22 protein-coding genes are annotated in these 26,210 nt (G+C 45.7%); 18 read left to right on the top strand and 4 right to left on the bottom strand.

Translation table 11 applies throughout. From position 1 onward, the window contains the following. Positions 1-644: 644 nt before the first annotated feature. Together ACN6MV_RS29635 and ACN6MV_RS29630 are read right to left on the bottom strand one after the other, a co-directional pair. On the bottom strand, positions 645-1,364 hold the full coding sequence (locus ACN6MV_RS29635) for a 3-ketoacyl-ACP reductase (protein ID WP_042131427.1): 720 nt from the start codon (positions 1,362-1,364) through the stop codon (positions 645-647). A gap of 189 nt (positions 1,365-1,553) precedes the next feature. Next, positions 1,554-3,101 carry an FAD-dependent oxidoreductase gene (locus ACN6MV_RS29630; RefSeq protein ID WP_375104242.1) on the bottom strand — a complete coding sequence of 516 codons (1,548 nt, stop codon included), beginning with the start codon at positions 3,099-3,101 and terminating at the stop codon, positions 1,554-1,556. A gap of 157 nt (positions 3,102-3,258) precedes the next feature. Between ACN6MV_RS29630 and ACN6MV_RS29625 the strand changes: the two genes are divergently transcribed. The 4 genes from ACN6MV_RS29625 (at position 3,259) to ACN6MV_RS29610 (ending at position 7,298) form a co-directional block, all read left to right on the top strand. Further along, the gene (locus tag ACN6MV_RS29625) at positions 3,259-4,617 is read left to right on the top strand and encodes a spore germination protein (protein ID WP_419885392.1); all 1,359 of its coding nucleotides are present in this window, start codon (positions 3,259-3,261) and stop codon (positions 4,615-4,617) included. Then, positions 4,617-5,717: a GerAB/ArcD/ProY family transporter gene (locus ACN6MV_RS29620; RefSeq protein ID WP_042131424.1), complete on the top strand. Its 1,101-nt coding sequence runs from the start codon at positions 4,617-4,619 to the stop codon at positions 5,715-5,717. Before ACN6MV_RS29625 ends, ACN6MV_RS29620 begins: the two co-directional genes overlap by 1 nt. Continuing rightward, positions 5,714-6,811, top strand: a complete 1,098-nt coding sequence (locus ACN6MV_RS29615) for a Ger(x)C family spore germination protein (RefSeq protein ID WP_419885391.1) — start codon at positions 5,714-5,716, stop codon at positions 6,809-6,811. Before ACN6MV_RS29620 ends, ACN6MV_RS29615 begins: the two co-directional genes overlap by 4 nt. A 91-nt stretch (positions 6,812-6,902) precedes the next feature. After that, on the top strand, positions 6,903-7,298 hold the full coding sequence (locus ACN6MV_RS29610) for a Fur family transcriptional regulator (RefSeq protein ID WP_042131422.1): 396 nt from the start codon (positions 6,903-6,905) through the stop codon (positions 7,296-7,298). A 118-nt stretch (positions 7,299-7,416) separates the two neighbouring features. Here ACN6MV_RS29610 and ACN6MV_RS29605 read toward each other — a convergent pair whose 3' ends face one another. Both ACN6MV_RS29605 and ACN6MV_RS29600 read right to left on the bottom strand, forming a co-directional pair. Next, positions 7,417-7,938, bottom strand: coding sequence for a hypothetical protein (locus tag ACN6MV_RS29605; RefSeq protein WP_419885390.1), 522 nt, complete (start codon positions 7,936-7,938; stop codon positions 7,417-7,419). Between the two features lie 3 nt (positions 7,939-7,941). After that, positions 7,942-8,559 carry a TetR/AcrR family transcriptional regulator gene (locus tag ACN6MV_RS29600; RefSeq protein ID WP_419885389.1) on the bottom strand — a complete coding sequence of 206 codons (618 nt, stop codon included), beginning with the start codon at positions 8,557-8,559 and terminating at the stop codon, positions 7,942-7,944. Positions 8,560-8,848: 289 nt separating this feature from the next. Here ACN6MV_RS29600 and ACN6MV_RS29595 point away from each other — a divergent pair, with 289 nt between their 5' ends. The 14 genes from ACN6MV_RS29595 to ACN6MV_RS29530 all read left to right on the top strand — a co-directional run bounded on the left by ACN6MV_RS29595 (position 8,849) and on the right by ACN6MV_RS29530 (position 26,155). Then, positions 8,849-10,843, top strand: coding sequence for a methyl-accepting chemotaxis protein (locus ACN6MV_RS29595; protein WP_419885388.1), 1,995 nt, complete (start codon positions 8,849-8,851; stop codon positions 10,841-10,843). Positions 10,844-10,964: 121 nt separating this feature from the next. After that, on the top strand, positions 10,965-11,777 hold the full coding sequence (locus ACN6MV_RS29590) for a uroporphyrinogen-III synthase (protein ID WP_419885387.1): 813 nt from the start codon (positions 10,965-10,967) through the stop codon (positions 11,775-11,777). 206 nt (positions 11,778-11,983) lie between these two features. Continuing rightward, positions 11,984-12,622 carry a ThuA domain-containing protein gene (locus ACN6MV_RS29585; RefSeq protein ID WP_042131417.1) on the top strand — a complete coding sequence of 213 codons (639 nt, stop codon included), beginning with the start codon at positions 11,984-11,986 and terminating at the stop codon, positions 12,620-12,622. A gap of 97 nt (positions 12,623-12,719) precedes the next feature. Continuing rightward, entirely contained in the window at positions 12,720-13,067 is a 348-nt protein-coding gene (locus tag ACN6MV_RS29580) for a phasin family protein (protein ID WP_042131416.1), read from the top strand. Further along, positions 13,068-14,735, top strand: a complete 1,668-nt coding sequence (locus tag ACN6MV_RS29575) for an ABC1 kinase family protein (RefSeq protein ID WP_419885386.1) — start codon at positions 13,068-13,070, stop codon at positions 14,733-14,735. 393 nt (positions 14,736-15,128) lie between these two features. Next, positions 15,129-16,931 (top strand): DEAD/DEAH box helicase, encoded by a 1,803-nt coding sequence (locus tag ACN6MV_RS29570; protein WP_419885385.1) that lies wholly within the window; start codon positions 15,129-15,131, stop codon positions 16,929-16,931. 197 nt (positions 16,932-17,128) lie between these two features. Then, positions 17,129-17,992 carry a M15 family metallopeptidase gene (locus ACN6MV_RS29565; RefSeq protein WP_419885384.1) on the top strand — a complete coding sequence of 288 codons (864 nt, stop codon included), beginning with the start codon at positions 17,129-17,131 and terminating at the stop codon, positions 17,990-17,992. A gap of 144 nt (positions 17,993-18,136) precedes the next feature. Beyond that, positions 18,137-18,613, top strand: coding sequence for a glutathione peroxidase (locus ACN6MV_RS29560; RefSeq protein WP_419885383.1), 477 nt, complete (start codon positions 18,137-18,139; stop codon positions 18,611-18,613). Between the two features lie 248 nt (positions 18,614-18,861). After that, complete coding sequence (locus ACN6MV_RS29555; RefSeq protein ID WP_419885382.1) at positions 18,862-20,496, top strand: formate--tetrahydrofolate ligase; 1,635 nt, start codon at positions 18,862-18,864, stop codon at positions 20,494-20,496. Positions 20,497-20,831: 335 nt separating this feature from the next. Then, positions 20,832-22,196 (top strand): FAD-dependent oxidoreductase, encoded by a 1,365-nt coding sequence (locus ACN6MV_RS29550; protein WP_419886835.1) that lies wholly within the window; start codon positions 20,832-20,834, stop codon positions 22,194-22,196. 276 nt (positions 22,197-22,472) lie between these two features. Next, positions 22,473-23,300, top strand: a complete 828-nt coding sequence (locus tag ACN6MV_RS29545; protein WP_042131410.1) for a formate/nitrite transporter family protein — start codon at positions 22,473-22,475, stop codon at positions 23,298-23,300. A 408-nt stretch (positions 23,301-23,708) separates the two neighbouring features. Beyond that, complete coding sequence (locus tag ACN6MV_RS29540) at positions 23,709-24,929, top strand: MFS transporter (RefSeq protein ID WP_341115501.1); 1,221 nt, start codon at positions 23,709-23,711, stop codon at positions 24,927-24,929. Positions 24,930-24,999: 70 nt separating this feature from the next. After that, positions 25,000-25,530, top strand: a complete 531-nt coding sequence (locus ACN6MV_RS29535) for a GNAT family N-acetyltransferase (RefSeq protein WP_042131408.1) — start codon at positions 25,000-25,002, stop codon at positions 25,528-25,530. Beyond that, positions 25,511-26,155 (top strand): MOSC domain-containing protein, encoded by a 645-nt coding sequence (locus ACN6MV_RS29530; RefSeq protein ID WP_375104235.1) that lies wholly within the window; start codon positions 25,511-25,513, stop codon positions 26,153-26,155. The genes ACN6MV_RS29535 and ACN6MV_RS29530 overlap by 20 nt, the downstream gene beginning before the upstream one ends. Positions 26,156-26,210 lie beyond the last annotated feature (55 nt).

The following is a 26,210-nucleotide window of genomic DNA, read 5'->3' as shown; positions in this document are numbered from 1 at the left end:
TTTAAAGTTCTGGTTCGTTAGAAATGAAGCGATAAGTGTATTCTATGCAACTAAATAAGATGAATCTGGGAAATGGTCGAGCATTATTTGCTTTTAGTTACACAGAGTGCAATTAAAGTGTAACGGATCCTTTAATTACGCTGAATAGATGTATATAGTGCAACTATTGTTATTCGAGCGCCAAGTAGTGTTCAGAGCCGAAGCGCCCAGCGTAACTACAAGCACACAACATTATTATTAGAACCAACGAATAAATAAGTACCTCTAAACTCCAGTTGCCCAATCTGGCGCTAAAGTAACCATCTCTTGCCCCAAAAATGGAGTTTGATTGCAGAATGTGCAACAGAACAGCCTGAAAACAGTCTACATTAGGCATTCTATCGCATTCTGTACAATAGAACTGTGGTTAAATCGCCTAAAGGGGGGGGATTCTCCAGTTTGATTGTACAAAGTGCAATCAAACCATATTTCAGCCGCTCCCAGAGGCATTCTATCGCACAAAGTGCAATCAGAGTATGGAGAAGAGCAGACCAAAGGGATTGACTGGCACAAGGACACCCAATCCGCTCTACTGCTCCTCTCCCATGAGCATTCTCCTGCAAAAAGCCGCAATCAGAGCCTGGTGCAAAACCAGCCAGTCCTTTTTATTGCGGGTTAGTGGTCCAGAGTCCTGCTGTTTTTAGGAAGACACGATCCGGCAGCTTCAAGGCTGTTAACGCCAATTCAGCTACATCCTCAGGCTGCATCATGCGATCTTCGTCACCGATTTTAAGTCCAGCGTTGGAAGCTAGTCCAGTGTTAACAGTACTTGGAGTCAAAGCTACGACGCGGATGTTGTGCTTACGCACCTCTTGCGCGAGGGCTTCGGTCATGCCCATCAGTGCAAACTTGGATGCGCAGTAAGCTGAGCCAGTCGCGAAGCCGCGCTCTCCGGCTGTAGACGAGATGTTGATGATATTCCCGCCATTTTTCTCAATCATAGCTGGCAGTGCAGCGCGAGTTACATAATAGGTGCCGTAAAGATTGACTTGGATATGACTTTCCCAATCGGCAGGGTCCATTTCTACCAAAGTACCGAATTTCGCAATTCCGGCATTATTGATTAATGCGTCAAATGTTCCTAGCTCATTTTGCAGGTAAGCAACTGCTCGTTCAGCTTCTTCGCGTACAGCGATATCCGCAACGGCAATACTAACTTTAACGTCGTATACTTCCGTTAGGGCTGATTTTAACGCTTCGAGATCGCCTGAAGTTCTGGAGATCAGGCCCAAGTTAGCACCTTCCTTAGCTAGTGCCATGGCTAAGGCTTTACCGATTCCTTTGCCTGCACCAGTAATCACAACACTCTTTCCTCTCAAATCCATCTCTAACGTCACGCTCCTTTAAACATTTTTGAAGCTTATGCTTCATTCATGTCCTATTATACCTGAATGCTATAGGGCATTTACAATCGTCCCAAGAAAACAAATTGAAAACTTTCATGTAAAGAGATGCGATTTTTCGTGATTGTACAGATTTTCCGTGAACATAGCATTTTCACGAACGAAGTGAATTTATTCGTAAAGCTTCGTCAGCGGAACCGATGCAGGTCCCTCTAAAACTTCTCCATCGAAGGAGAAGCGGGAACCGTGGCAAGGGCAATCCCAAGAACGGTCACCGTCGTTCCATTCGCATTCACAGCCCATGTGAGTGCAGGTTCTGTCCACCAGATGAAGTTTCCCCTCTGGATCTTTGTAGGCGCCGACTCGTTTGCCGTCGTGGAAGACAACAGCCCCTTCGTCTGCCTTCAAATCGCTTGTCTTTTTATGGACAATTTCAACTTTACCCGCTACTAGCTCCTTGGCCACATTAGCGTTTTGGACGATGAAGCTCTTTATGCTGGCGCCAGCTTTGAAGCGGGATGGATCGTACAACTCCGTATATGGATTATCTTTGCGCTGAATCTGATCCGAGATGATTTGAGCGGACAAGGTACCGCTTGTCATACCCCATTTTCCGAATCCGGTCGCGATATAAATCTCTTCGTTGTCCGAAATCTTGCCGATGTATGGGACTCTGTCCAGCGTGATTAAATCCTGTGCCGACCAGCGGTAAGGGATCGACTTGATGCCCAGCAAGTGGCCTGCGAACAATTCCAGATTCTCATAATGACCTATCGTGCAGATGCCTTGGCCTGTCTTATGATTCTCGCCTCCAACGATAACCAGATTTCGCCCTTCCCACTCCACAGCGCGCAGAGAACGGGTGGGTTCGCTAGCGCTTAAGTACATTCCGCCCTCATAATCCGTTTCGGGTTGGATCGCCAGACAGTAGGAACGCTCAGCATGCAGTCGCGAGAAATATAACGCACCTCCATCGTAGAAGGGGAAATGAGAAGCCGACACGGCGTAACGGCAGTTGATCCGATAGTCGTTCTTTTCCGTAAAAAGCGTAAGCTTATCGTGCTTCTCCACCTTGTCCGCCATCATCGTATGCTCATAGATCACGCCGCCTTTTTCCACTATAACCTTTAACAAGGCCTTCAAATATTGGAGGGGGTGAAAGCGGGCTTGTCCTGGTAATTTAATCGCACCACTGGCCATTAGGGGGATAGAAACGTTATCCAGCCATTCACCAGGCAGACCCAACTGTTCATAGGCTTTATACTCATCCTTCAGTTCTTTAAGCGTTTTATGATCTTCAGCATCTGCGTACAAATAAGCCGCTTCGCGTTTCAGACCGCAAGACACTTCAAGTTCTTCCGCCGTTTGTAAGATCCAGTTCATAGCCTCATGGTTAGATCGATAATAGAGGCGGGCCTTCTCTTCCCCGAAATGCTTGATCAAATGATGATAGATTAATCCGTGCTGAGCGGAGATTTTGGCGCTTGTAAAACCCGTAGTGCCACTGAGGATTTCCCCTGCCTCCAAGAGCGTGACTTTATACCCTGCTTTGCTTAAGAGATAGGCTGTTGTAATTCCTGTAATCCCACCGCCTACCACTGCGACATCTGTAGAAATATCTTCAGTCAGCTTTGGAAAAGCCGGCAAATCCGTAGTGTCTCTCCATAATGATTCTGGAAATTGCGGGAGACCTTGCGTTATTTTACGGTGCGAATCCATCTTAGTATCCCTCCATCTGTACAATCCTCATTTCATTTATTACCACAGTCCCGTTAAAAGAAACTCTGTATTCATATGTGCAGTGCATGAATTCAGAGAAATAGTGCCAAAATAAGGTGGAATCCGGGAAGCGCAGGATAAATAGGAGGGATGATCCATGTCAGTTCAACAGGATAAGCACAATGTTTCTCTGGAATGGATCAAGGGTGAGTTGGACGGATTTGCCGATTTAATTGATAGAACGCTCGTTGCACCTTTTGGGCAGATCAACTTAATTTATATTAAAAGCGTTACAGATTCGCAGACGCTCAGTCGCCATGTGATTACGCCGTTCTATGAGATGGGGGATACTAACGCTTACCTTGATTACATTACGACGTATCCGGGGACGGAAGAGGAGACTACTAAGGAAACAGCGATCGAGCTTTTGCTTAGCGGCTATGCTCTTCTTGGTATAAATGATGTGATTTGTCTTTTCGACGCGATGAGTACAGAGAGCAGCGGTGTTAGTGAAACGTCTGCAGAAAGCATTTCACAGGGACCTTCAGATGCACTAACAGAGGATATTGCGGTTAATCTGAACATGATTCGTCGACGCTATCAATCCGCTAATCTCAAAATGGAAACCATGGTCATCGGCGATGTCTCCAAAACAAAAGTGGCCATCCTATACGACATCAGTCGTGTTGATCATAATGTATTAGCGGAATTAAGGGAGAAGATGAATACCCTAAAGGTTGATATTTTACAGGCTACGGGAGAACTTGAGAAGTTTATAAGCAGTGATAAATTGAGAATACTCCCTAAGTCTATTATTACTGAAAGACCTGATAGAGTTGTGTTTAATTTGTCTGAAGGAAAAGTAGCGATAATCCTGGATACAACGGGATATGCGATAGTGTTGCCCTCCATATTTAACGATTTCTTTACATCCATGGATGATAAAATCCAATTTCCTATTGTGGGCCGTTTCTTAAAGCTACTGCGGATTATCGGTGTATGCATGACCCTTTGGTTGCCTGCTGTCTATGTAACACTAACCTCTTATAACCCAGAGATTGTTCGTGTGCAGGTTGCACTACTCATTTCGGGTAGTCGCGCGACCGTGCCTTATCCATCTTTTGTGGAAGTGCTCTTAATGCTTATGATGATGGAATTTCTGACCGAGGCGAGTTTACGTCTGCCCAAAGCGATTGGTCCAACGGCCACGACGGTCGGAGGTCTAATCTTAGGTCAGGCAGCTACGGCGGCAGGGCTTGTAGGTAATATTATGATTATATTGGTCTCAGCCGTTGCGATATCCAATTTTCTGATTCCTCTGAATATGATGAGCTTGTCGATACGCGTGCTGAAGTACATTTTTCTTATAGCTGCCGCTGTTCTAGGAATGGTTGGTGTAGTGGTCTGTGTTGTGGGATTTGCGATGTATTTATGCAATCAGCGTAGCTTTGGACAACCTTATTTCAGATTGTTTTTTCTTGATAACCTTGGTAAGAAGAAGGGCGGGGAACATTGATGGCCAAAAGCCGTTATTTCTACTGTCTTTTTCTGATGAACAGCCTGATCAACATCATTAATTTTGTTCCTAGGGAACTAATAGACAGACGCTTTGACGGTGCTTTGTTCTCCATACTAATTGCAACGGTCCTTGGCACATTGTTTGTCTATATATTTACTGTATTGATTGCTAAATTTCCTGGTAAGGGGTTTCCGGAAATATTTAACCCTCTTCTTCCTAAGCTGCTAGTCAAACCCTTACTTGTCTTTTTTGCGGGTTTATGGTGTGTGGCTGGGGGGGTTACCTTGCTTTCCTTTGTAGATATTACGCTGAGATATGTCAGTCCGAATTCAAGCCCATATACTGTCGTGATCGGCTTTCTGATATTGGTCTGCATCTGCTGTCGCTTTGATTCACTATCACTTTTGTATGGTCTTGAAATCATTCTTGTCGTTACATTACCGTTAATTATCTATGGCATTGTAAAGGCGCTGACCAATCCAGATTTCAATTGGGATTCTGTTCTGCAGATCACTACATACATCTGGCATAAGCCGGATCTGATGAGTCTTTCGGCAGCTACCTTTTCTTTTAGTGGTTATATTAATCTAGCCATCTTTAATCGGGTATTTCATGGGTTAAAGCTAAAGCATGTCTGGATTTTAGGGGTGGAAGGACTTCTCGTACTTCTCGTAACCTTTTTGGTCCCTATCGGTTATTTCGGTACTGTTGCGATTGAGAGACATGTATATACGTGGTTCTCGACGGCAGACAGTATCCGGATAGAATCTTTTATCATTGAACGGATGTTGTTTATTTTTTATTTTGCCTATATGACATTATCTCTGGTGAGTGTAATTGTTCATTGGCATGTAGGGTTAGGATTATTGAAAGGTGCTATTTCATCTACGAAAAAAAAATCTCAGAAGGCAGAGCAATGGAAAGAGTGGCTCATCCTGTGCTTATTTAGCGGAGTGGTCCTCTCCTTAATGTGGATGGATCAATATCAGCTCAACTTAATGGGCGCTTGGTTTCTACAAGTCCGCTGGTTTGGTGAGATGTTCTTAATCGCACTGCTGTTTTATTGTTATCGTAAAGTAAGGAGGCAGGGCATGTGAGAAAAGCACTTAGTGCAATAGGAATTGTGTTACTGCTACTCCTTGCCGGCTGTGACTTCAAAGAAATTGATTTAAGGATATTCGTACTGGCGATCGGTGTTGACCCTGGCGAAGAAGAAGGGACCTTCAAGATTAGTTTGAAGCTTGCCATCCCGCAGGGGGAAGTTACCAAGATTGATGAGAAGATGCAGATATTAACCGAAGAGTCCCCAAGTATTTCGGAAGCGCTCCGCAGAATGAAGTCAAAAGTGGAGAAGGAGCTTGATTATTCCCATTGTAAATCGATTATTTTGGGAGAAGGGATCGCACGTAAAGATATTCAGCATGTTATGGATTGGGCCGTGCGGCGCAGAAATGTCCAGCTTATTGTAAATTTTGCAGTCGGGCGTCCGGAGGCACTTCAAGTGCTGCAGGTACGACCCGAATCGGAGCGTATCCCATCGAATTCTCTTATTCTGGCGATGAGTGGTCAGGGAACGGAGTCTCCTTTTATTACTAGTGTGTATTCCTTTCAGCTGATGAGAAATATTTATGAGAAGGGTATTGATCCGATTTTGCCGATTATCGAGGCCAAAGGGAAGAGTCAGTTCTTAATTAACAAAATTGCTCTACTGGATAGCGAGAAAATCAAGATGGTGCTTTCACCGAACGAAACCCGGCTATACAATTTGCTGTCGCGCTCCAACTTACGGACCAATTTGCCAGCCCATACTGAGGGGGTCATGTATCAGTATTACACAGAGAGATCATCGTCGGACTACAAGATACTAAATACGGAGAGCGGAAAAGCTACTATTCGATACCATATTAAGATTAAAGGGATCCTAGAAGAGAGTAGCAGTCCGGACTTGGTGACACATAGCAAGTTGAAAAAAATTCAGACAGCTGGCGAGAAAGAATTGGAAGATGATATCTCAGCCTTACTGAAAAAAATTCATAAGAGCGGTTTGGATCCTTTTGGGTGGGGACTTCACTATGGAGCTAGGCATTTTAATAATGATACCGAAATGGAAGTGTGGAAGGACCTCTATGCTGGGCTTGATTTTCAGGTCGAGGCTGATGTAAACATCAAATATTCTGGATTGATCAAATAGCTTAGAAAGTAATGAGTGGATAAAAGTGGGATTGACGTACTTACACTCACGATTTATACTTGATCTAAAAACAAGTTAGAGGATGATAGTAATGAAAAGTCTAAATTTGACTTCCCAACGTCAAGCCGTTTACGATATCGTCCTTAATTCACATGACCATCCCACTGCTGCGGAAGTAATGAACCGGCTAGTAGAACAAGGTCATAGCTTAGCATACGGTACTGTATATAACTCTCTTCGTTATCTTTCAGATAAACAAATGATTCGTGAGCTTAAGCTTGGTGAGGCTGCCAGCAGATATGATGCCCGCATGGATGATCATCAGCATATCATTTGCGAGGTTTGCGGTGCGGTTGATGAGGTAATGAACCAAGTTCCACGAGACTGGATGAACACAGTGGCGAAGGATACAGGATATACAATTGGTCATGCTCATGTGGTATTCGGAGGCGTCTGCCCGAACTGCAAGAACAAGAACGTGAACTAAAATAGAAGAGGCTGATTCTTAAGTTTATGACCTAAGAATCAGCCTCTTTTAGTTAATTCTGCTCACGGTGGGTGATTCGTTTTTACCAAAGTAAAAGTAATCATCTACCTTTCTTAAATCAGCGTCTAAATAGCTTGGTATATTGGGGGGATATTTTTCTAGTAAAAAGAAAAATATTAAGCAGAGCAATGCAACCAAACACCATTCGAATTGGAACTTCGGGAATCCCTAAACCTGTTACAATCCCGTTGATATCTCCACCGCCGCCTATAAAAGAGGACAAAATGGATATGTAAATCGGATCGAGTAACAGGAAACAAGCTGTTATATAATACATCGATATGATAAAACCTTTAGTTCTAAGCTTAAGGATCTGAGGAGTTAGTACGTAAAGAAGATACCCGATTAAAATGGTAACAATACTACTGATCCCTGAGAAAATCGCAAGCCGATATCCCAATAATTCCCCGTCCGTTGTGACAATTTGAACACCCCATAATCCGACGATACGTATTCTTTCAAATACATCGTAGCAGAGAGCAAGAATCAGATGTGCACCTTCATGAATTACATAATAGACGATAATCGTTATAAATATTGCTATCCATTTCTTCAAATTAGAATTTGCCCGTTGTTTCATCGTCTACTCCTCCTCCCTTACTCGACTATAAATCTGGAAGAAAACTTTAATATGACTTTTGACTAATTCTAAAGCTTCGTCCGCCTTCTCTATCTGACCATCATAACGGAACAACAGCAGGAAGATTGGTGAGTAGAAGTGCAATGCCATAATGTCTGAATTGCTTTGGATCAGCGTCCCATCCAATTGCATTTGACGGAACACTTCCGACTGATAGCGTAAGGTCTTATCAATAAACATCTCCCGAAAGAGCTGGCTCATATTTGGATTTCTATATTGCTCGATCGTCATCATTTTACGGAATCGGGACATAATCTCATCATTTAAATAAAAAGAAAAGATGCTACTGTATACCTCCTGTAACTGATCACTCACACTCCAATTAATTTCTACATCATTACCTACATATGATTCCGATAAATTTTTCTGCAACTTCTGAATCCGTTCAGCAGCTACTTGAACTACTGTATCAAAAATATCCTGTTTATTTTTGTAATGCTTGTATAATGCACTTTCACGAATCCCTACAGCCCCAGCAATTTCACGTACAGATACAGAGCCGTATCCACGATTCGAAAATAACGCTAATGCTTCATATAGAATCTTTTCTTTAGTAGTCATTTAGAAATCCTCTCCCCTTAAAGCAAACTGGTGAACAGTTGTTAACCTAATTATAGTGAACGATCGTTCACCTGTCAAAAATAAAATGCTTCATATTTCGTACATCTTGACGGTGATTTATTGATTACTTTAAATAATCTTTTTTTTGTTGCGTTTATATGACAATTCATAAAAATAATGAGAAAAATGAAGAAAGATAGGAGGAAAATCGGTTCCAAAGTAGGATATATAATTATATATTTAGTCTGGTAAATAGGTCCTACTTTAAGACTCGAAGAGAGAGAGCGTGATGACATTTATGAACAAAAAAACAGGTATGAGTATCCGAGCCAAGTTAATTCTTACATACCTATTAGTTCTGCTGTTGCCCAGTATCATTATCGGCTGGCGAACCTATCAATCTGCTAGCCATGAAGTGGAAGATCAACTGGTGAGCAATGCTACCGAAAGTGTTGTAGCAGTAAATGAAATCATCAACTCGAATATTCAATCCAAAATAGATGCTGTCTCTTATTTTGCCGCTGAGTTCACAGATGAAGGGACCAATAGTGAGGTAACTGGGGGGGCAGCAGCTTCTATGAAGAACAGATTAAAGGAATACGCTGTGTTACATCCTGATGTGTTAGATATTTATGTTAGTACAAGCAAGGGGCAATCCATCCACGCTTCGGAAGCCAAACTGCCCGAAGGCTACGATCCCAGGCAGGAGAGTGCCTACATTAATTCTCTGAAGCACGGGAATGGTGTTGTGATTTCCCCGGCCTTTCAAACCGTAAATCAAGAAACAGCGATTGCGATCTCAACGGTTCTTAAGAGTGGTAACGGGGTGGTAACCTTGAATCTCAATCTATCTGCCTTAGGCGAATTGACTTCGACTAAGGTTGGCAAGGAAGGATACATTATTATCCTTGATAACAGCAAGAAATATCTTGTTCATCCAACAGAGGCGATTGGACAGGAATCATCCGATGATTTTATAAAGAGAATGTTTGAGGAAGATCAAGGTACTTTTGATTATGTCTATAAGGGTACACACAAAAAGATGATGTTTACGGTGAATGAGCTTACGGGCTGGAGAATCGGAGGTACGATAAGCGTAGATGAAGTGACATCGGCAACGAGCGGAATTCGCAATACAGCGCTGCTTGTTATTATAGTTTCCGTTTTGCTTGCGCTGATCATGATCTATTTTAATATTCAATCTATTCTGCGGCCGCTCCTCCGGCTGAGGAAAGCAACTGCAGTGATAGCGAAAGGTGATTTGTCCGAAGACATTAGGGGGTTCCGCAAAGATGAAATTGGCATGCTTGCCGAGAACTTTCAATTAATGGTGCTCAGCTTGCGGGAGATGATCATCGGCGTACAGGAGATGACGAGCAATGTATCCTCTTCAGCCGAAGAACTAACCGCTAGTGCAGAGCAGAATGCCCAAACGATTGAGTCGATGACGATAGCGATCCAGGAGGTAGCAGCAGGTACGGAACAGCAGGTGATCAGTGTACGAAAAGGAATGGAAAGTACAGCGGCGACGACAAGCGAAGTGGATCATATTTCCGTATATATGGAGCAGGTGTCTGCGATGATGGACAAGACTTCGCTCTCTGCTTCAGAAGGAAATGATTCGGTCATTAGCGTGGTGGATAAGATCAATGGTATTCATAGAACGGTGGGAGAGCTTGGCAGTGTAATCGACAGGCTGAATGAAAGAACGGATCAAATTGAGGGCATTGTCAGCGTCATCACAGGGATTGCCCGTCAGACCAACCTGTTAGCTCTCAATGCTTCCATTGAGGCGGCCAGAGCTGGAGAGCATGGCCGTGGATTTGCCGTTGTTGCTGCCGAGGTGCGTAAGCTGGCAGAGGAATCAGAGAGATCAGCGCATCTAATTGCAGAGCAGATTATTGCCATTAATAGTGAAATGAAGCTGGTGACCCATACAATGGAGGATACAAAGCAGCGCGTAACCGAAGGAATTGAGGCCGTAGATACTTCTGGACGTTCTTTCTCCCGTATCCGTAGAGCAGTCAAGAGTGCCGCGGAGAAGATTGAGTCGATGGGCGGTGCGGTACAGACCTTATTGGTGGAGTCAAATCATATGGAGAAGGCAATTGGAGAGATTCGCGGCATCTCTGAAGAGGCGGCTGTGAATACAGAGACCATCGCAACGGCAGCACAAGAGCAGCTTGCTTCTGTTGAAGAGATGGCGTCTTCGTCTACCGACCTTAGTCGTCTTGCGGAGGAACTGCAAAAGCTTGTGAGTACCTTTAAGATACACTCCTCCTAGTAAAAATATATATTTCGGATAGGATAACGATGGTTTTATCTTCCCTTTTGCAGTCCTTTCCAAGTATACTGATAAACAATAATGCTGGATTAGGCAACGGAGAGAGGAGAGATAATAGTACATGGCAGAGCAACTGAAAGGGTTCATTGTCGCCTTGGCGGGACCGCGTAAATCGGAAGAAATGGCCAAGCTGGTCCAAAATATGGGGGGGACGGCATTATACCGACCTGCCCAAGGTACTGTATTTCTTGATGATGAGGCATTGGAGGAAGGCTTGAATTCATGGATCAGCCATCCACCTTACTTGGTGATCCTTACTACAGGCATGGGACTGGACGCTCTCTTCGAAACGGCTGAACGCCTGAACATCGCCGATCGCTTTTTAGAAGTACTTTCTGGTTCTATTATTGCTGCACGGGGTTATAAGACAGTGAATGCTTTGAAAAAAAGAGGGCTTACGCCAGAGTTTCGCGACGACGACGGAAGTACGATCGGACTGATTTGTGGGCTTCAATCCCTGGATTTGCAGGGCAAGGAGGTCGTTCTGCAGCTGCATGGTGATCCAGCTCCTCGTATGCTCGCATGGCTGCAGGAGGCAGGGGCAAATACCAGTCAAGTGCTGCCGTATCGGCATACTCCACCAGAGCCGGGGGAGCTTGACAAGCTGCTTATTGAGATTATAGAAGGCAAGATTGATGCCGTGGCTTTTACGAGTGCGCCGCAGTTTCGTTTTCTCTCTCAATTTGCTCGGGAAGAGGGCAAGCTGGAAGAGATGCTGAAGTCTTTTGAGGATAAGGTACTTGCCGTTTCTGTAGGGCGTATTACCTCTGAAGCCCTTAAGGAAGAGGGCGTACAGCGTATCATTATGCCCGAGCATGAACGGATGGGGAGCATGATTGTAGAGCTGGGCAAATATGTGGCAGCGAATCGCTAGACCATTTTGTGCGGCAGCCTTACAAGATTGGTGTTACCACACAGAAGCATTCCCTCCGGGTTCACTGGGTGGGGATGCTTTTTTTCCCGGAAGATGATGTCTTAAGAGTAGTAAACCTGCCATCTGCATGGACATTCGCAGCAGTTTTCCTTAGAATATAGGCAACATGTGATGAATAATAACAATGAATAAGGAGGAGGATCCCCATGGACAAAAGAAAATGTCTATTACTTGGTGATTACACCCATCCCCGTTTCCATCCACTTCAAGGAGTGGACCAACAAATTAGTGAGATTTTAAATGATTTATTAACCGTTCAGTGTTCGGAGAATAAAAAATTGATGCGCATTGAGCATCTGGCAAGTTATGACTTATGTATAGCCTACAACGAATTGTGGAATGAAACTGTATCGCCTCAGCAAACCGCTGGCTTACTCAGCTATGTGAGCGGTGGTGGAGGACTGATTGTTCTTCATACAGGTGCTTCCTTGACGAAGCGTAACGAGCTGGCTCAGCTGATTGGCGGCCGCTTTAACGGCCACTCCGCTTACGAGCCGATGAATTTCAAGGTGCTGGAGCATGACATTACTGAGGGCGTTGAAGACTTCCAGCTGGATGAAGAGCCATATCATTTTGAACTTGACCCGTTTACGGAGCGGACCATTCTACTTCAATATGAATCAGAGGATGGATGGTTGCCGGCTGCATGGTGCCACAGCTATGGCTTAGGACGAGTAGTATTTCTTATGCCTGGTCACCATGAGCCATCCTTCCGTCACCCGGCATTACGAAAATTAATCTTGCAGGCGGCGACTTGGGCTGCCCGTATTCCGGTAAATAATTAAGACGATGTCCCGGCTTTTTGAAATATGCACACAGTGAGGTATACTTTAATCATCAACTCCGTTTGTAATGAAACGGAATCTTTGGGAGGAAAGTACTATGAGTGATTTGTTTAAAAAAGCGATCTCTTTAGGAGTGGGCCTCACCATTGTTAGCAAGGAAAAAGTAGAAAAGGTTGTTGAAGAACTAGTGAAGCGAGGGGAGCTTGCTCCTTCGGAGTCTAAGGCCCTCGTTGATCGGCTGATTGAACGCGGCGAGGAAGAGCGAGGCATGCTCAAGTCTGTTGTACAAGAGCAAGTACAACGCGTGTTGAAGGAAATGAAGGTTCCTGTACAAAGTGATATTGACGAGCTGGAAGGCCGAATTGCTGTATTGGAGCGTCGATTGGCCGAGCTAGAGGGGATTTCCCATCTAGAAGGAACATCGGCGGAAACGCGTACGGACTAAATGGCAGTACGTATTAGACATGCCGGACGATACCGGTCCATTGCCATGGCGCTTATGCACCATGGTTTTGGTTATATGGTGGAGGAGCTGGGGCTCTATCATTTATTATCCCTTCCACGCCGTCTTGTAACGCAAGAAGCACATACAAGTCTTACGCTCGGGGAGCGGATTAGGCTAGTACTGGAGGATTTGGGTCCAACCTTTATAAAGCTTGGACAACTTGCCAGTACCCGTTCAGATCTGCTGCCTGATTCTATTATTCAAGAATTGGTAAAACTACAGGATAATGTGCCTCCGTTCCCTGTGGAACGCGTGCGCACGATTGTGGAGCATGAGCTGGATCAACGGATGGATGAAATTTTTCATTCCTTTGAGGATACGCCTCTTGCGGCTGCGTCAATCGGTCAAGTGCATAGAGCTGTTCTTCACAGTGGGCAGGTCGTGGCTGTTAAGGTTCAGCGCCCTGGCATTCTGCGAACGATGAGCAGGGATTTGGAAATTCTCAAAGATCTAAGCGCGCTTGCTGAGAAGCAGTTAGGCTGGGCAAGGCAATATCAGTTATCCCGTATGGTAGAGGAGTTCTCGAAATCGCTTCTTGGCGAGCTGGATTATAGCCAAGAAGGGCGTAATGCAGAGAAAATTGCTCAACAGATGGATTATGATGGAGTGTACATCCCGGATATCTATTGGGATTATACGTCAACGCGAGTACTTACGATGGAATATGTAGTAGGGATTACGCTGAGTCGTCGTGATGAGCTGCTGAGTAACGGAGTTAAGCTTAAGGTTATCGCTCAGCAGCTCGTGGAAATGATGCTAAGACAAATCTTCATTCATGGTTTTTTCCATGCGGATCCTCATCCAGGAAATGTTATACGGATGGCGGATGGGAAGCTGGCTTTGATTGATTTTGGCATGATGGGGCGACTGAACGAAGAAATGAAAGAACAACTGTCTGCGCTTGTCATCGCACTGATGCGCAAGAATACGGACGCTATGGTCCGGGCAATCCTGCGTCTCGGAGTCATCCCTGAGGATGCTGATCGTGCGGCGCTCCATAATGATATGGATCGACTCCGCGATGAGTATTATGATGTTCCGTTCAGTAAGATGAGCATAGGTAAAGCGCTAAACGATCTGTTTGGCATCGCTCGCAAGCATCGATTAGTCCTTCCCCCGGATCTAACGATGCTCGGCAAGACGATGCTGACGCTTGAAGGTGTCATTAGCAACTTGGATCCAACGATTAGTATTCTAGAGATGGCAGAGCCTTTTGGACGGGAACTCGTGAAGCAGCGCTTCAGCGGTCCCCGATTGCAGCGCAAGCTCCTCGGAGGCGTAGCTGATTTAACGGAAAGTCTGCTGGAGCTTCCTGGGCAGGCTAAGCAGCTATCTGCTCTAATTACTAAGGGAAAGCTAAAGGTAGAGATTGTGGCACCTGAGCTCGAGCATTTGGAGCGAAAGCTGGACCGGGTCGGGAATCGCTTAGCATTTAGTATTGTGATGCTTGCGTTCAGTATCATCATGGTTGGACTCATTATTGGGACTGCGATGCGCGGTCAGCCTTCAGTGTTATGGAATTTCCCTACAGTGGAGATTGGCGGCGTAGTGGCGCTTCTGATGTTTTTATGGTTGATCTTTGCGATTTTTAAATCGGGAAGGTTCTAACCTGCAATTACAGGATAGAATAATTATTATTCTGCAGTTTCACACAAATGCCGTTCTATCAAGTACAATATAAAGGATAACTTTCTAAGCTTAACTTTACTTCTATTGTATAAAGTGGAATGGAACGCAAATGGAGTGCCGTCTAAACGTCCGGTGGATCGCTGCTGCCCAGAAACCGAACTTTGACCGCACTCTTTTAACGGGTCAAGGGATACATGGGACGGAAGAATGCCGGTGACGGGGTTCTTCCGCTTTTGTTTGAATATAGCTGAATCGGAAGCATACGCCCCCAAAAGGACAGTTGATAGGGGCTGCCTGAATAGGGCTTTGGAAGACGGAAGTTAAGTAAGAGATGTAATCAAATTTAACTGAGAAAATAGTGAGGTGGAGAATTTGCCGGGATTTAAAGAATTAGGAGTTTCAGAATTACTGTGTACATTGCTTCAAGGTCAAGGCATCGTAAAGCCTACGCCAGTGCAACAGGAAGCAATACCGCCATTGGTGCAGGGTCTGGATGTAATTGCAAGAGCGAAGACAGGTACAGGGAAGACATTGGCTTTCTTGCTGCCAATTATGGACAAGATCCACACGGAGCGAGCTTATCCGCAGGCGCTAATTATGGCTCCAACACGTGAGTTGGCTTTGCAGATTACAGAAGAGGCACGTAAGCTGGCACGTCATACGGATATCAAAATCTTGGCCGTTTACGGTGGTCAGGATGTTGAGAAGCAGCTGCGTAAGCTGGAAGGCGGAAGACATCTTATTATCGGTACACCGGGCAGACTGCTAGATCATATGCGCCGCGAGACGCTCGATCTTAGTGGTGTTAAGATGCTCGTTCTGGACGAAGCGGATCAAATGCTGCATATGGGATTCTTGGAGGATGTAGAGACCATTATTACGGCTGTTCCTTATCGTCGTCAAACGATGCTGTTCTCTGCGACGATGCCAGATCCGATTAAACGCCTCGCAGCTAATTACATGAAAGAGCCTCTGGATATCATTATTAAGAGTGGTTCTCCGATTCCGCTGGATAATATCAAACAGCAAGTCGTGGAAGTCTCGGATCGCAATAAAGAAGAGGCACTTATAGCTTTGATTGAACGAGATCGTCCTTACTTGGCTATTATTTTCTGCCGGACCAAACGTCGGGTGTCCAAGCTGAACGAAGCACTTCAAGCAGCCGGTTATGATTGTGATGAACTGCACGGCGATTTGTCTCAAGGTAAACGTGAAGGTGTAATGAAGAGATTCCGTGATGCGAAGCTGCAGCTTCTTGTAGCCACAGATGTAGCGGCTCGGGGGCTGGATGTCGAAGGTATCACGCATATCTTTAACTATGATATGCCACTTGATGTGGACAGCTATATCCACCGGATAGGTCGGACAGGCCGTGCCGGAGGTAAAGGGCTTGCAATTACGTTCACTTCTCCGCGTGAGCAAGATGGACTAGACATGATCGAGCACGGCATTTCGCAGCGCCTGGATCGTCGCCGTTACGACAAGGATGAATTCGGCGTTGGTGAATTCGTTGCAGTACAAGGCGGCGGACGCCACGGCGGTCGCCAAAGCGGCGGCGCTGAGGCAGCGCGCACGGGCCGCGGGCCGAAGACCGGCGGCTCTGGCCGCGGCGGTGCTCCGCGCGGCGAAGGCGGAGCGCGGCAAGGTGGCCGCGGCCGCGGTAAGGAAGCAGGCGGCTGGGGTGCGCCTGCAGAAGGTCGCCGCGGCGGTCGTTCCGATGCGGCGGCTGGCAAGCGCGGAGGCAGCGGCTATGACGCTGCCGCACCTAAGGGCGGCGGCAAGGCTGCCGGCGTAGTGAGAGTAGGCGGCGGCTACGGCGCCTTCGCCTCCAGAGGCGATGCGCCAGCTAGCGGTAACGCAGCAGCGCCTAGCGCCGGTTCGCGCGGTGCGAACCGTAAGGGCGGACCAAGCACAGGCTACAGTGAGAACGTAGCCAGAGGCGCAGACGGCGGTGCCTACGCTGGCGGCACACCACGAGGCGGCTTAGGCAGCGGCTACGGTGCAGGCCCGTCTAGAGGCGGCGGTAAAGGTGGTAAAGGTAGCAAAGGCGGCTATAGCGGTGCCAAAGGTGGCGCTGGTAAAGGCGGGCGCAACAGCGGAAACGCGGGTTCCTCACGCGGTGGACGTGGCAGCTCCGGCGGCTTTAAAAGCGGCGGCAGAGGCACATCCAGATAATGTGAGTGGAATTTCATAACTAAAACTTGTTACCATAGGAAAGTTAGCGGACAAGCTAATTACCTATGGTAACTTTATTTTGTGGGCAGATTCGTGCGATATTTGTCTAAAAAAGAATCTTAGTGTAACATTTTTGATGGAAAGCTTGTCTAATAGATAAATAGAGTGTTTCGACTTCGAGGAGGAAGAACTTGCAGATGTCTAAAAAATTGAAATTAGTGAGCTTGTTAATTGTCGTTATTGCAGTGGGTTGGGGAATCGGGAAGTATACGACAACTTCACCTTCTGCGTCGACCAATAGCGGGTCAAATATAAATGTACAAGATAATCTTCAAGCTAAGCCTGGTGAAGACGGCAATAGCGCCGAAGGGGGCATAACGGAACCCGTGGTAGCTAATCCATCTAATTCAACAGATCCCTCTGATCCATCCGAATCGGATAATGGCGGCAAGGGAAATAGCACGGATGATTCTTTTAAAGAGCCTGATAGCATAGCTGTGATGGTGAATAAGCAGTATGGACTGCCTGATAACTATAAACCCTCTGATCTTGTCTATCCGGATGTGCGGTTTACGTTTAAAGAGAAAATCGAAAAGCGTATGATGCGTAAGGAAGCTGCCGAAGCATTAGAAAAACTGTTCGCAGGCGCAGAGGAAGACGGGATTTACTTGGCTGGCGTTTCGGCCTACCGCTCTAAGGAGACCCAAACAAGACTGTTCAACCGATATGTTGAGAAAGATGGAGAGGAACTGGCCCGTACTTACAGTGCCGTGCCTGGCTATAGCGAGCATCAGACAGGGCTTGCTATCGATGTCTCAGGAAGTGACGGCAAATGTGCTGCGGAGAGCTGTTTCGGTGGAACGAAGGAAGCGGAGTGGCTAGCGCAGCATGCAGCGGAATATGGTTATATCATCCGTTTTCCAGAAGGTAAGCAGGACATTACAGGCTATAAATATGAGCCTTGGCATATCCGTTTTGTAGGTAAGGATATAGCTACTTATATAGCGGAAAAAGGGATTACGTTGGAAGAATATTATGATGTTGTACCCGTATCCAAATAACAGAGTTATAGAGAGCAGTCCTAAGAAATATATAGGGCTGCTTTTTTCTTAGTGATTACTGAAAGTGACGATAAGTTGCAATCTATTACAGTTCGGGTAAGATACGTAGTGTAGTCTAAGTACATGGAAGGAAGGGGAATAAGGATGTCGATCTACAATTTTTCCGGCGTTACACCTTCGGGTAAAGAAGTGTCATTTACGGAGTATGAAGGTAAGGTGCTGTTGATTGCCAATACGGCTAGCAAATGCGGACTTACACCGCAGTATGGGGATCTCCAGAAGCTATATGAGCAGTATAGGGATCAGGGACTTGTAGTATTAGGATTCCCCTGCAATCAATTTGCGGGTCAGGAGCCGGGTACAAGTGAAGAGGCAGAAGAATTCTGCCAGATTAATTATGGTGTTACCTTTCCCGTTTTTGCTAAAGTGGATGTGAATGGACCGGAAGCCAGTCCTCTTTTCAATTATTTAAAAGAGCAGCAGCCGGGTACTGGAGACAGCGGCGATATTAGCTGGAATTTCACAAAGTTCCTTATTGATCGTAGCGGCAATGTAGTGGCTCGGGTTGAGCCGAAGGAATCGCCAGAAACGATGACAGAACATATTGAATCCTTACTGTAGACCGCTTAAGGTCTGATAAATTGTTGTTTTAGAAGTGTCCTTTCGAACTCGGTCTTTGGCCGAGTCTCGACGGGATTCTTTTTTACATAGGAATAAGGAAATAGCTGCCTTGAATTTTATTGTGATAAATTATACTTGACGCTTTACAGAGACCATGTATCCTTTGAAGAGAATGTAATGTCTATGCAAGATATGCATAAAGCGTGGAATGCAGCAGGATAATAACGGCAGGAGGGTTTTATACAAGCATGAAGTTAATTACAGAGGTAGCGGCACAAGCGGGAATTGGCGAAGAGCATCTGGAACTATACGGAAAATATAAAAGTAAGCTTTCACCGTCCTTATGGGAGGAAAAGAAGAACAAGCCAGATGGCAAGCTGGTGCTGGTCACTGCGGTTAATCCCACCCCTGCCGGCGAAGGAAAGACCTTAACCACCATAGGGCTGGCACAGGCACTGAACGCAGCAGGTGTAAAGACCGTGGCTGCTTTACGCGAGCCATCCCTCGGACCATGCCTAGGAATGAAGGGTGGTGCCACTGGTGGCGGTAAGTCGCAGATCGTTCCGGCAGATGAGATTAATTTGCACTTTACAGGCGATATTCATGCGGTGACTTCTGCACATAATCTATTATCTGCGATGATTGACAATCATATCTTCCAAGGCAATGCACTGGGTCTTGATCCACAGCGCATCGTTTGGAAACGTGTGATGGATATGAACGATCGCAGTTTGCGGAATGTCGTGACAGGGCTCGGAGATGGAAATGGAGCCGTACGGGAAAGTGGATTCCAGATTACGACAGCTTCAGAGATTATGGCTGTATTATGCTTATGCGATAATCTGAGCGATCTTAAAAAGCGTCTAAACCGTATTTTGATTGGATATGACCAAGAGGGACAACCTGTAACGGCAGAGCAAATAGGGGCAGTTGAAGCGATGGCAGCCCTGCTGAAGGAAGCAGTTAAACCTAATCTGGTACAGACCTTGGAGGGCACCCCTGTTATTGTACACGGCGGTCCATTTGCAAATATCGCCCATGGCTGCAGCAGTGTTATCGGCACTCGTTACGCACTCAAGCTGGGAGATGTTGTTGTCACGGAAGCAGGCTTTGGAGCGGATCTTGGTGCAGAGAAATTCATGGATATCAAATGCCGGCAAGCCGATCTAACCCCTTCAGCGGCAGTGCTTGTGGTGACGGTGAAATCCTTGAAATATAACGGTGGTGTACCTAAGAATGAGCTTCAAACTGAGAACCGGACGGCGCTGCGATCTGGATTGTCTAATTTGGAGCGGCATGTAGAGAATCTCGGCAAATTTGGGGTACCTGTCCTTGTTGCCATTAATCATTTTGAAGGTGACAGCCCGGGAGAGATTAATGATGTTGTAGAGGCTTGTCGCCGATTGAACGTTCCTGCGGCAATATCCAAGGTGTGGGCAGAAGGTAGTGCAGGCGGACAAGAGTTGGCTTCAGAACTAAAGAAGCTTCTGGAGCATAGCGACACTGGGCGCTTTGCGCCTTTGTATGAGGATGAACTCGACATTCCTTCTAAAATCACTAAGATTGTGCGCGAAATTTACCGTGGTGCTGAGGTTAACTTTTCCCCTGCGGCTAAACGCAGCCTGGCGGTGATCGAGCGCCTTGGGTTAAATGATCTTCAAGTATGTATGGCGAAAACACCGTATTCCTTCTCGGACCAGCCAAGATTGCTTGGCGCGCCTGAAGGGTTCACCGTAGGTATCCGTGATATCACCCTTTCGCTCGGTGCAGGGTTTGCTGTTGTCATTACGGGGAATATCGTTACGATGCCAGGTCTACCGGCTAAACCTGCCGCTGAGGCACTATGGGTGGATGAGGACGGCGAGATTCACGGTTTGGTGTAAATTAGGTTTATGATCAGGCTTTTCCCTGTTGGATTAGGGGGAAGCCTTTTTTGTGCGCTATAAGAAAGTATATCCTGAGGGGTCTGAACATAATGTCTTACGCCCATGGCAAAGCTAACGAGGTCGCATCGGCAGCGGTGACGGAAAATGCTTAAAATTGTGAACAATCTGAGAATATAGGCGAAAAGACTTGTAATGTGATAAATATCACAATATAATCAGTTTATAAAGTGAAATAAATCACAATTAACTCATCGGTGATCAGATATCTAATTTGGTCAGTCAAGCAAGTCGAATATATAACCAGGTTGTCCATTTGAAGGAGGAAGAAAATGATGAAAATAGCTGTCATTGGATGTACCCATGCCGGAACTGCCGCAATTGTAAATACTGCCCAACTGTACCCAGAAGCTGAGATTACGGTATATGAGCGTAACGATAATATTTCCTTCTTATCCTGTGGCATTGCTTTATATGTAGGTGGAGTGGTCAAAGACCCGCACGGACTGTTCTATTCTTCCCCAGAGAAGCTTGCAGAGCTCGGAGTAAAGACGAACATGCGTCATGAAGTGACCGAAGTGGATACGAAGTCCAAAACACTGCGTGTTCGCAATTTGGCAACTGGACAGGAGTTTAATGATACCTACGATAAGCTGATTATGACTACTGGATCATGGCCGATTGTGCCGAAGCTCGAAGGGCTTGAGCTGGAAGGCGTCTTGCTTTGCAAGAATTATGAACATTCCAACACCATTATAGAAAAAGCTAAACATGCGAACAAAATCACAGTCGTAGGCGCTGGCTATATCGGCGTTGAATTGGTGGAAGCCTTCCAAATGAATGGGAAGCAAGTAACGCTGATTGATGGTGAAGACCGCATTCTGAATAAATATTTGGATCCAGAGTTTACTGCACCAATCGAACAATCCTTTAAGGATCACGGCATTAAATTGGCACTGAATGAGAAGGTCAGTTCTTTTGCTGGAGAGGGCGGTAAAGTTACCAAGGTTATCACAAGCGCAGGAGAGCATGAGACGGATCTTGTTATTCTCTGCATCGGCTTCCGTCCGAATACTGAACTCTTAAAAGGTCAGGTGGATATGCTGCCAAATGGTGCGATTTTGGTCAACGACTATATGCAGACTAGTTGCCCAGATGTGTATGCCGCTGGTGACAGCTGTGCGATTCATTACAACCCTACAGGGAAGCACGCTTATATTCCACTAGCAACCAACGCAGTACGGATGGGCACCTTGGTCGCACGTAACTTGATGACAGAGACGATTCCATATATGGGCACTCAAGGGACTTCGGGCATTAAGATTTATGAAGATAATATCGCTGCTACCGGTCTTACAGAAGAAGCGGCTAAGGCTGAAGGCATGGACGTAGAGACTACCACGATTATTGACAACTACCGTCCAGAATTTATGCCAACGTTCGAGCAGGTTCAATTAAAAGTTGTATTTGATCGTGCTACACGCCGCATTGTCGGAGCACAAATTATGTCCAAGATGGATTTGACGCAATCGATCAACACCGTATCTGTATGTATTCAAAATAAAATGACAATCGACCAGCTGGCCTTTATCGATTTCTTCTTCCAACCTCATTACAATAAGCCTTGGAACTTCCTGAACACCGTAGGAATTCAAGCGCTGCCGACATCAGTACCAAGTAAAGAGGCAGTAACCGTTTAACGTAATTGCATAAGAACATTATAGTCGGGTAGACCGGAGCCATTCATGGCTTCGGTTTTTTCATGTTTAATGCTGGTACTATTTACCTTTAAAATAATATGGAGCCTATTCTTACAATTGTAATTATGGATGCGCTTCGTTAAATTTGACATGTCAGTGAAAAGTTTCACTTAGTTTTTCATTAAGTGATAATTGTCACGTTATTGTGTTTTGTGACACGCTACAATGGTCGTAAAGGAACAAATTTTAAGTAAATAGATGAAGGGGATAGGAATCATGGCTTATAATAAACCGCAGCAGATTGCCGCAGTCACGGTCGAGAACGGCATAAAAAAGGCGCACAATCCTTTAAGCACCGTACTAATTCTGGGCTTTCTGGGAGGGGCGTTTATCGCGCTCGGATTTTTACTGGATATTCGCGTCATTGCTGGCGCACCGCATGAATGGGGATCTATCGCTAACTTTATTGGGGCAGCAGTCTTCCCTGTTGGATTGATTCTAGTATTGCTTGCAGGGGGAGAACTACTGACAGGCAATATGATGGCTGTGCCGCTTGCTTTTATGGCGAAGAAGATATCTTTCTGGGAAGTTATTAAGAATCTTGTATTGATTACCCTGAGCAATTTAGCGGGAGCTTTGTTTGTAGCTTACTTTTTTGGTCACGTGGTTGGTTTAACCTCTGACGGTGTGTATCTGGAAAAATTAGTAGAGATGGCAGGGCATAAGCTTGAGGCAGACTTCTTGCCGGCATTTGTTTCCGGTATCGGTTGTAACTGGCTCGTAGCTTTGGCGGTATGGCTCTCCTATGGAGCAGATAACTTCAGTGGTAAAATCCTCGGTATCTGGTTCCCGACGATGGCTTTTGTAGCTATCGGCTTCCAGCACGTTGTAGCTAACATGTTCTTAATTCCGGCGGCTATTTTTGAAGGCTATTTTTCATGGGGAGAGTACTTCAACAACTTTGTTCCGGTATGGCTAGGCAACTTGACTGGCGGTGCGATCTTTGTTGCGGCAGCTTATTGGATGGCTTACTTACGTAAAGAGCCAGCATCTATTCAATCCGTGGACAGCATGTCCGGCAGCGGTGTAAAGAAACACGCCTAAACCTATCTTATAGAGCACTCCTTAGCATAGTCGAGGGGTGCTTTTTGATGTTATAGACAAATAAAATCCGCCGTGATGTATCCGAGCTCGGGGGAACGATTCGGACGCACGGCGGATTTTAGAAGGGGGAGTGTTTCTAGGCTCTATTACCCCGACTTTGCAAGAACGAATCACATCGTTTTGTTTAGTCTGCTTTACGGACGACAGCAGCAACTATAAAATATAAATAGATGGGAACGGGTGCTACTTTTTTATCAGCTACGGTTGAAGTTAGTCCTAATTAAGAGGTAAAGTGTACTAAGACTTTATCACGATAGCACGTCAATGCGTCTGCTTGCCCTGAACCCTGTTTTGGGATAATACTGGATGGAATAATGACACATATATTACAGGGGATGTACACTACTTATGAAGTTTTTACAGAATTATCCTAAAGAAGTTAAGATATTTTTAATTGCTAGCCTTATTAATGCAACGGGTAGTGCACTGATGTGGCCACTGGTTACAATGTATGTTTTTGATGAGCTTGGACGCAGCATGTCGGATGCTGGATTAGTGATTCTTATTCAATCAGTTGGAGGGATTGTGGGTCAACTACTCGGGGGCTCACTCTATCATAAGGTAGGCGTTAACCGGCTGATTGTCGGAGCGCTGGGCATGAATGCACTTGCACTGTTCACTTTGCCGGCAGCAAGTAACAACTGGACGTTATTTATGGTCGCGATGGGACTGGTAGGACTCTTTAATTCATTGTCATTACCTGCGATTCAGGCATTTATCGGCTTTCGTTTTACGAAGCAGCGCGGAGAGCTGTTTAATGTTATTTATGTCGCTAATAATATTGGTGTAGCACTGGGTACGGCGTTAAGTGGTTTTTTGGCCGATATTTCTTATATGCTCAGCTTTGTAATGAACGGCATAACTTCAGCGGTATTTGCGGTATTCTTTTTTGTATATCTCAAGAAAGTCGGAGGAGATTCTTCACAGGAGGTCGCAGAACACCAGAAGGCTGGTCCTGACAAACAATCCACCTGGAAGCTAATGGGACATACACGGATTTATCTTTATATGGGTATTGCCTCGATGTTCCTACTGTTAGGGAACTCTATCTGGAATACAGGGGTATCTCCGTTCATTATTTCTGAGGGCTGGCCTAAGAAGACTTATGGTTTTCTCTGGACGCTCAACGGTATTCTTATTTTTGCGGCCCAGCCGCTCGTAACGGTGATTAAACGTTGGTTCGCGTCCACCTCAACAGCGCAAATGACTGTAAGTGCTCTATTTTATTTGGGTGGTTATGCTGTTCTTTTATGGATGCCGACTTATTCAGGTCTAGTGCTTGGGATGGTGCTCGCTACGCTTGGGGAAATGCTGATATCTCCGGCCATGCCTTCCTTTATTTCGGATCATGCAGGTCGAAGTGCTCCATTCTATTTAGGGCTTAGTGGAGGTATGGGGGCAGTCGGAAGGGTGATTGGGCCTTACTTAATGGGTAGATTGTATGATAGTGGAGGCTTAGCGCCTACCGCATGGTTGGCATGTGCGATGGCACTGCTATCCGTAGGATTCTTTATTGTTCATGCGTATATCAACCGCCGAGGAAATTCACTGGAGCGGTCAATTGGATAGTTGTGCATAGTGGATTCAGGTGATCTACTGTGATTCTATAGAGGTGCAAGGCAAGGGGTGTACATCTTATATGAAACTAAGCAATAAGGATAGGCTTATCATAAGGTTCTCAGAGATTAAAGACGTGCGGGAACTGATTCATCTGGATCATTTGATCTGGACGGAGCACACTAGCCCGGGGCCTTTAATGTGGCGTTCCCAAGAGGATTACCTATTGAATGCTCCTCCGGGTTCGCAACTTGTAGCGCTGAAGGATGACAAGCTTTGCGGATATGTTGGGTTTGGTTGTCCTAGTCGAATGGAGAGCAACAGGCATGTGTGCGAAGTCTATATTGCTGTCCATCCAGATTATCAACGCTTAGGTATTGGCCGACAGCTCATAGAGGCGATTAAGGAACATGCCGCAGAAAATGCTATTCGGAAGCTTCGTCTACGCGTATTATCCTGCAATGAGTCAGCGCTTTCTTTTTATCGTAAATGTGGATTTGTAGAAGAGGGACGTCTGCAGGAAGAGTTTTATCTTGGCGGTCGTTATGTGGATGAAATATTTATGTGCTGCATGCTGACAGGAGGAGAAGGATATGGAGATCATCTCGCTTAACGTGGGTCGGCCGGTAACAGTGGATTATCGGGGAAAACCTTTGGAGACTGGGATTTATAAAATGCCTGTAGAAGGAGCGGTTCAGTTACATACCAACGGTTTTGTCGGAGATGGTCAAGCGGATCTTAAACATCATGGAGGCCCTGATAAGGCGGTCTGTGCCTATCCGATTGAGCATTATTCCTACTGGGAGAAGCAGCTAGGGAAGAAGCTGGAATACTCTGTCTTCGGGGAAAATATAACAACTGCCGGCTTATTGGAGACAGACGTGTGCATAGGTGATGTGTACGAAATAGGCACCACTGTGCTGCAGGTCAGCCAGCCACGTTATCCTTGCTTCAAAATCTCGCAAAAGCATGGTCCGGCAGATCTCCCCGCTCAAGTGCTGGATACTAGATATAGCGGATTTTATTTGCGCGTGCTTCGTGAGGGGAAGATTTCAACCGGAGATGCCATTGTTAAAAAAGAAGCTGGTGCTGGCGGTGCGTCCGTAGCGCATGTTCTGCATTTAATGCAGGTGGGCCTGCAAGAGGAAGCTGCACTGGCTGAGCTTGCGGAGCTAGAAGCTCTCTCTGCTGTAGTTCGGAACAAGTTTCGAAAACAGCTGGGTCTGTCGGAAGATTAGCCTATATCTATTAGCCAAAATAAACCTGGAGGCATATGCCTGCCAGGTTTATTTT

This window comes from Paenibacillus sp. B-A-8 (genome assembly GCF_048572915.1).
Classification (GTDB): Bacteria; Bacillota; Bacilli; order Paenibacillales; family Paenibacillaceae; genus Paenibacillus_AQ.
The sequence above is the reverse complement of the archived record's forward strand: the minus strand, read 5'-3'. Positions and strand labels throughout refer to the sequence as shown.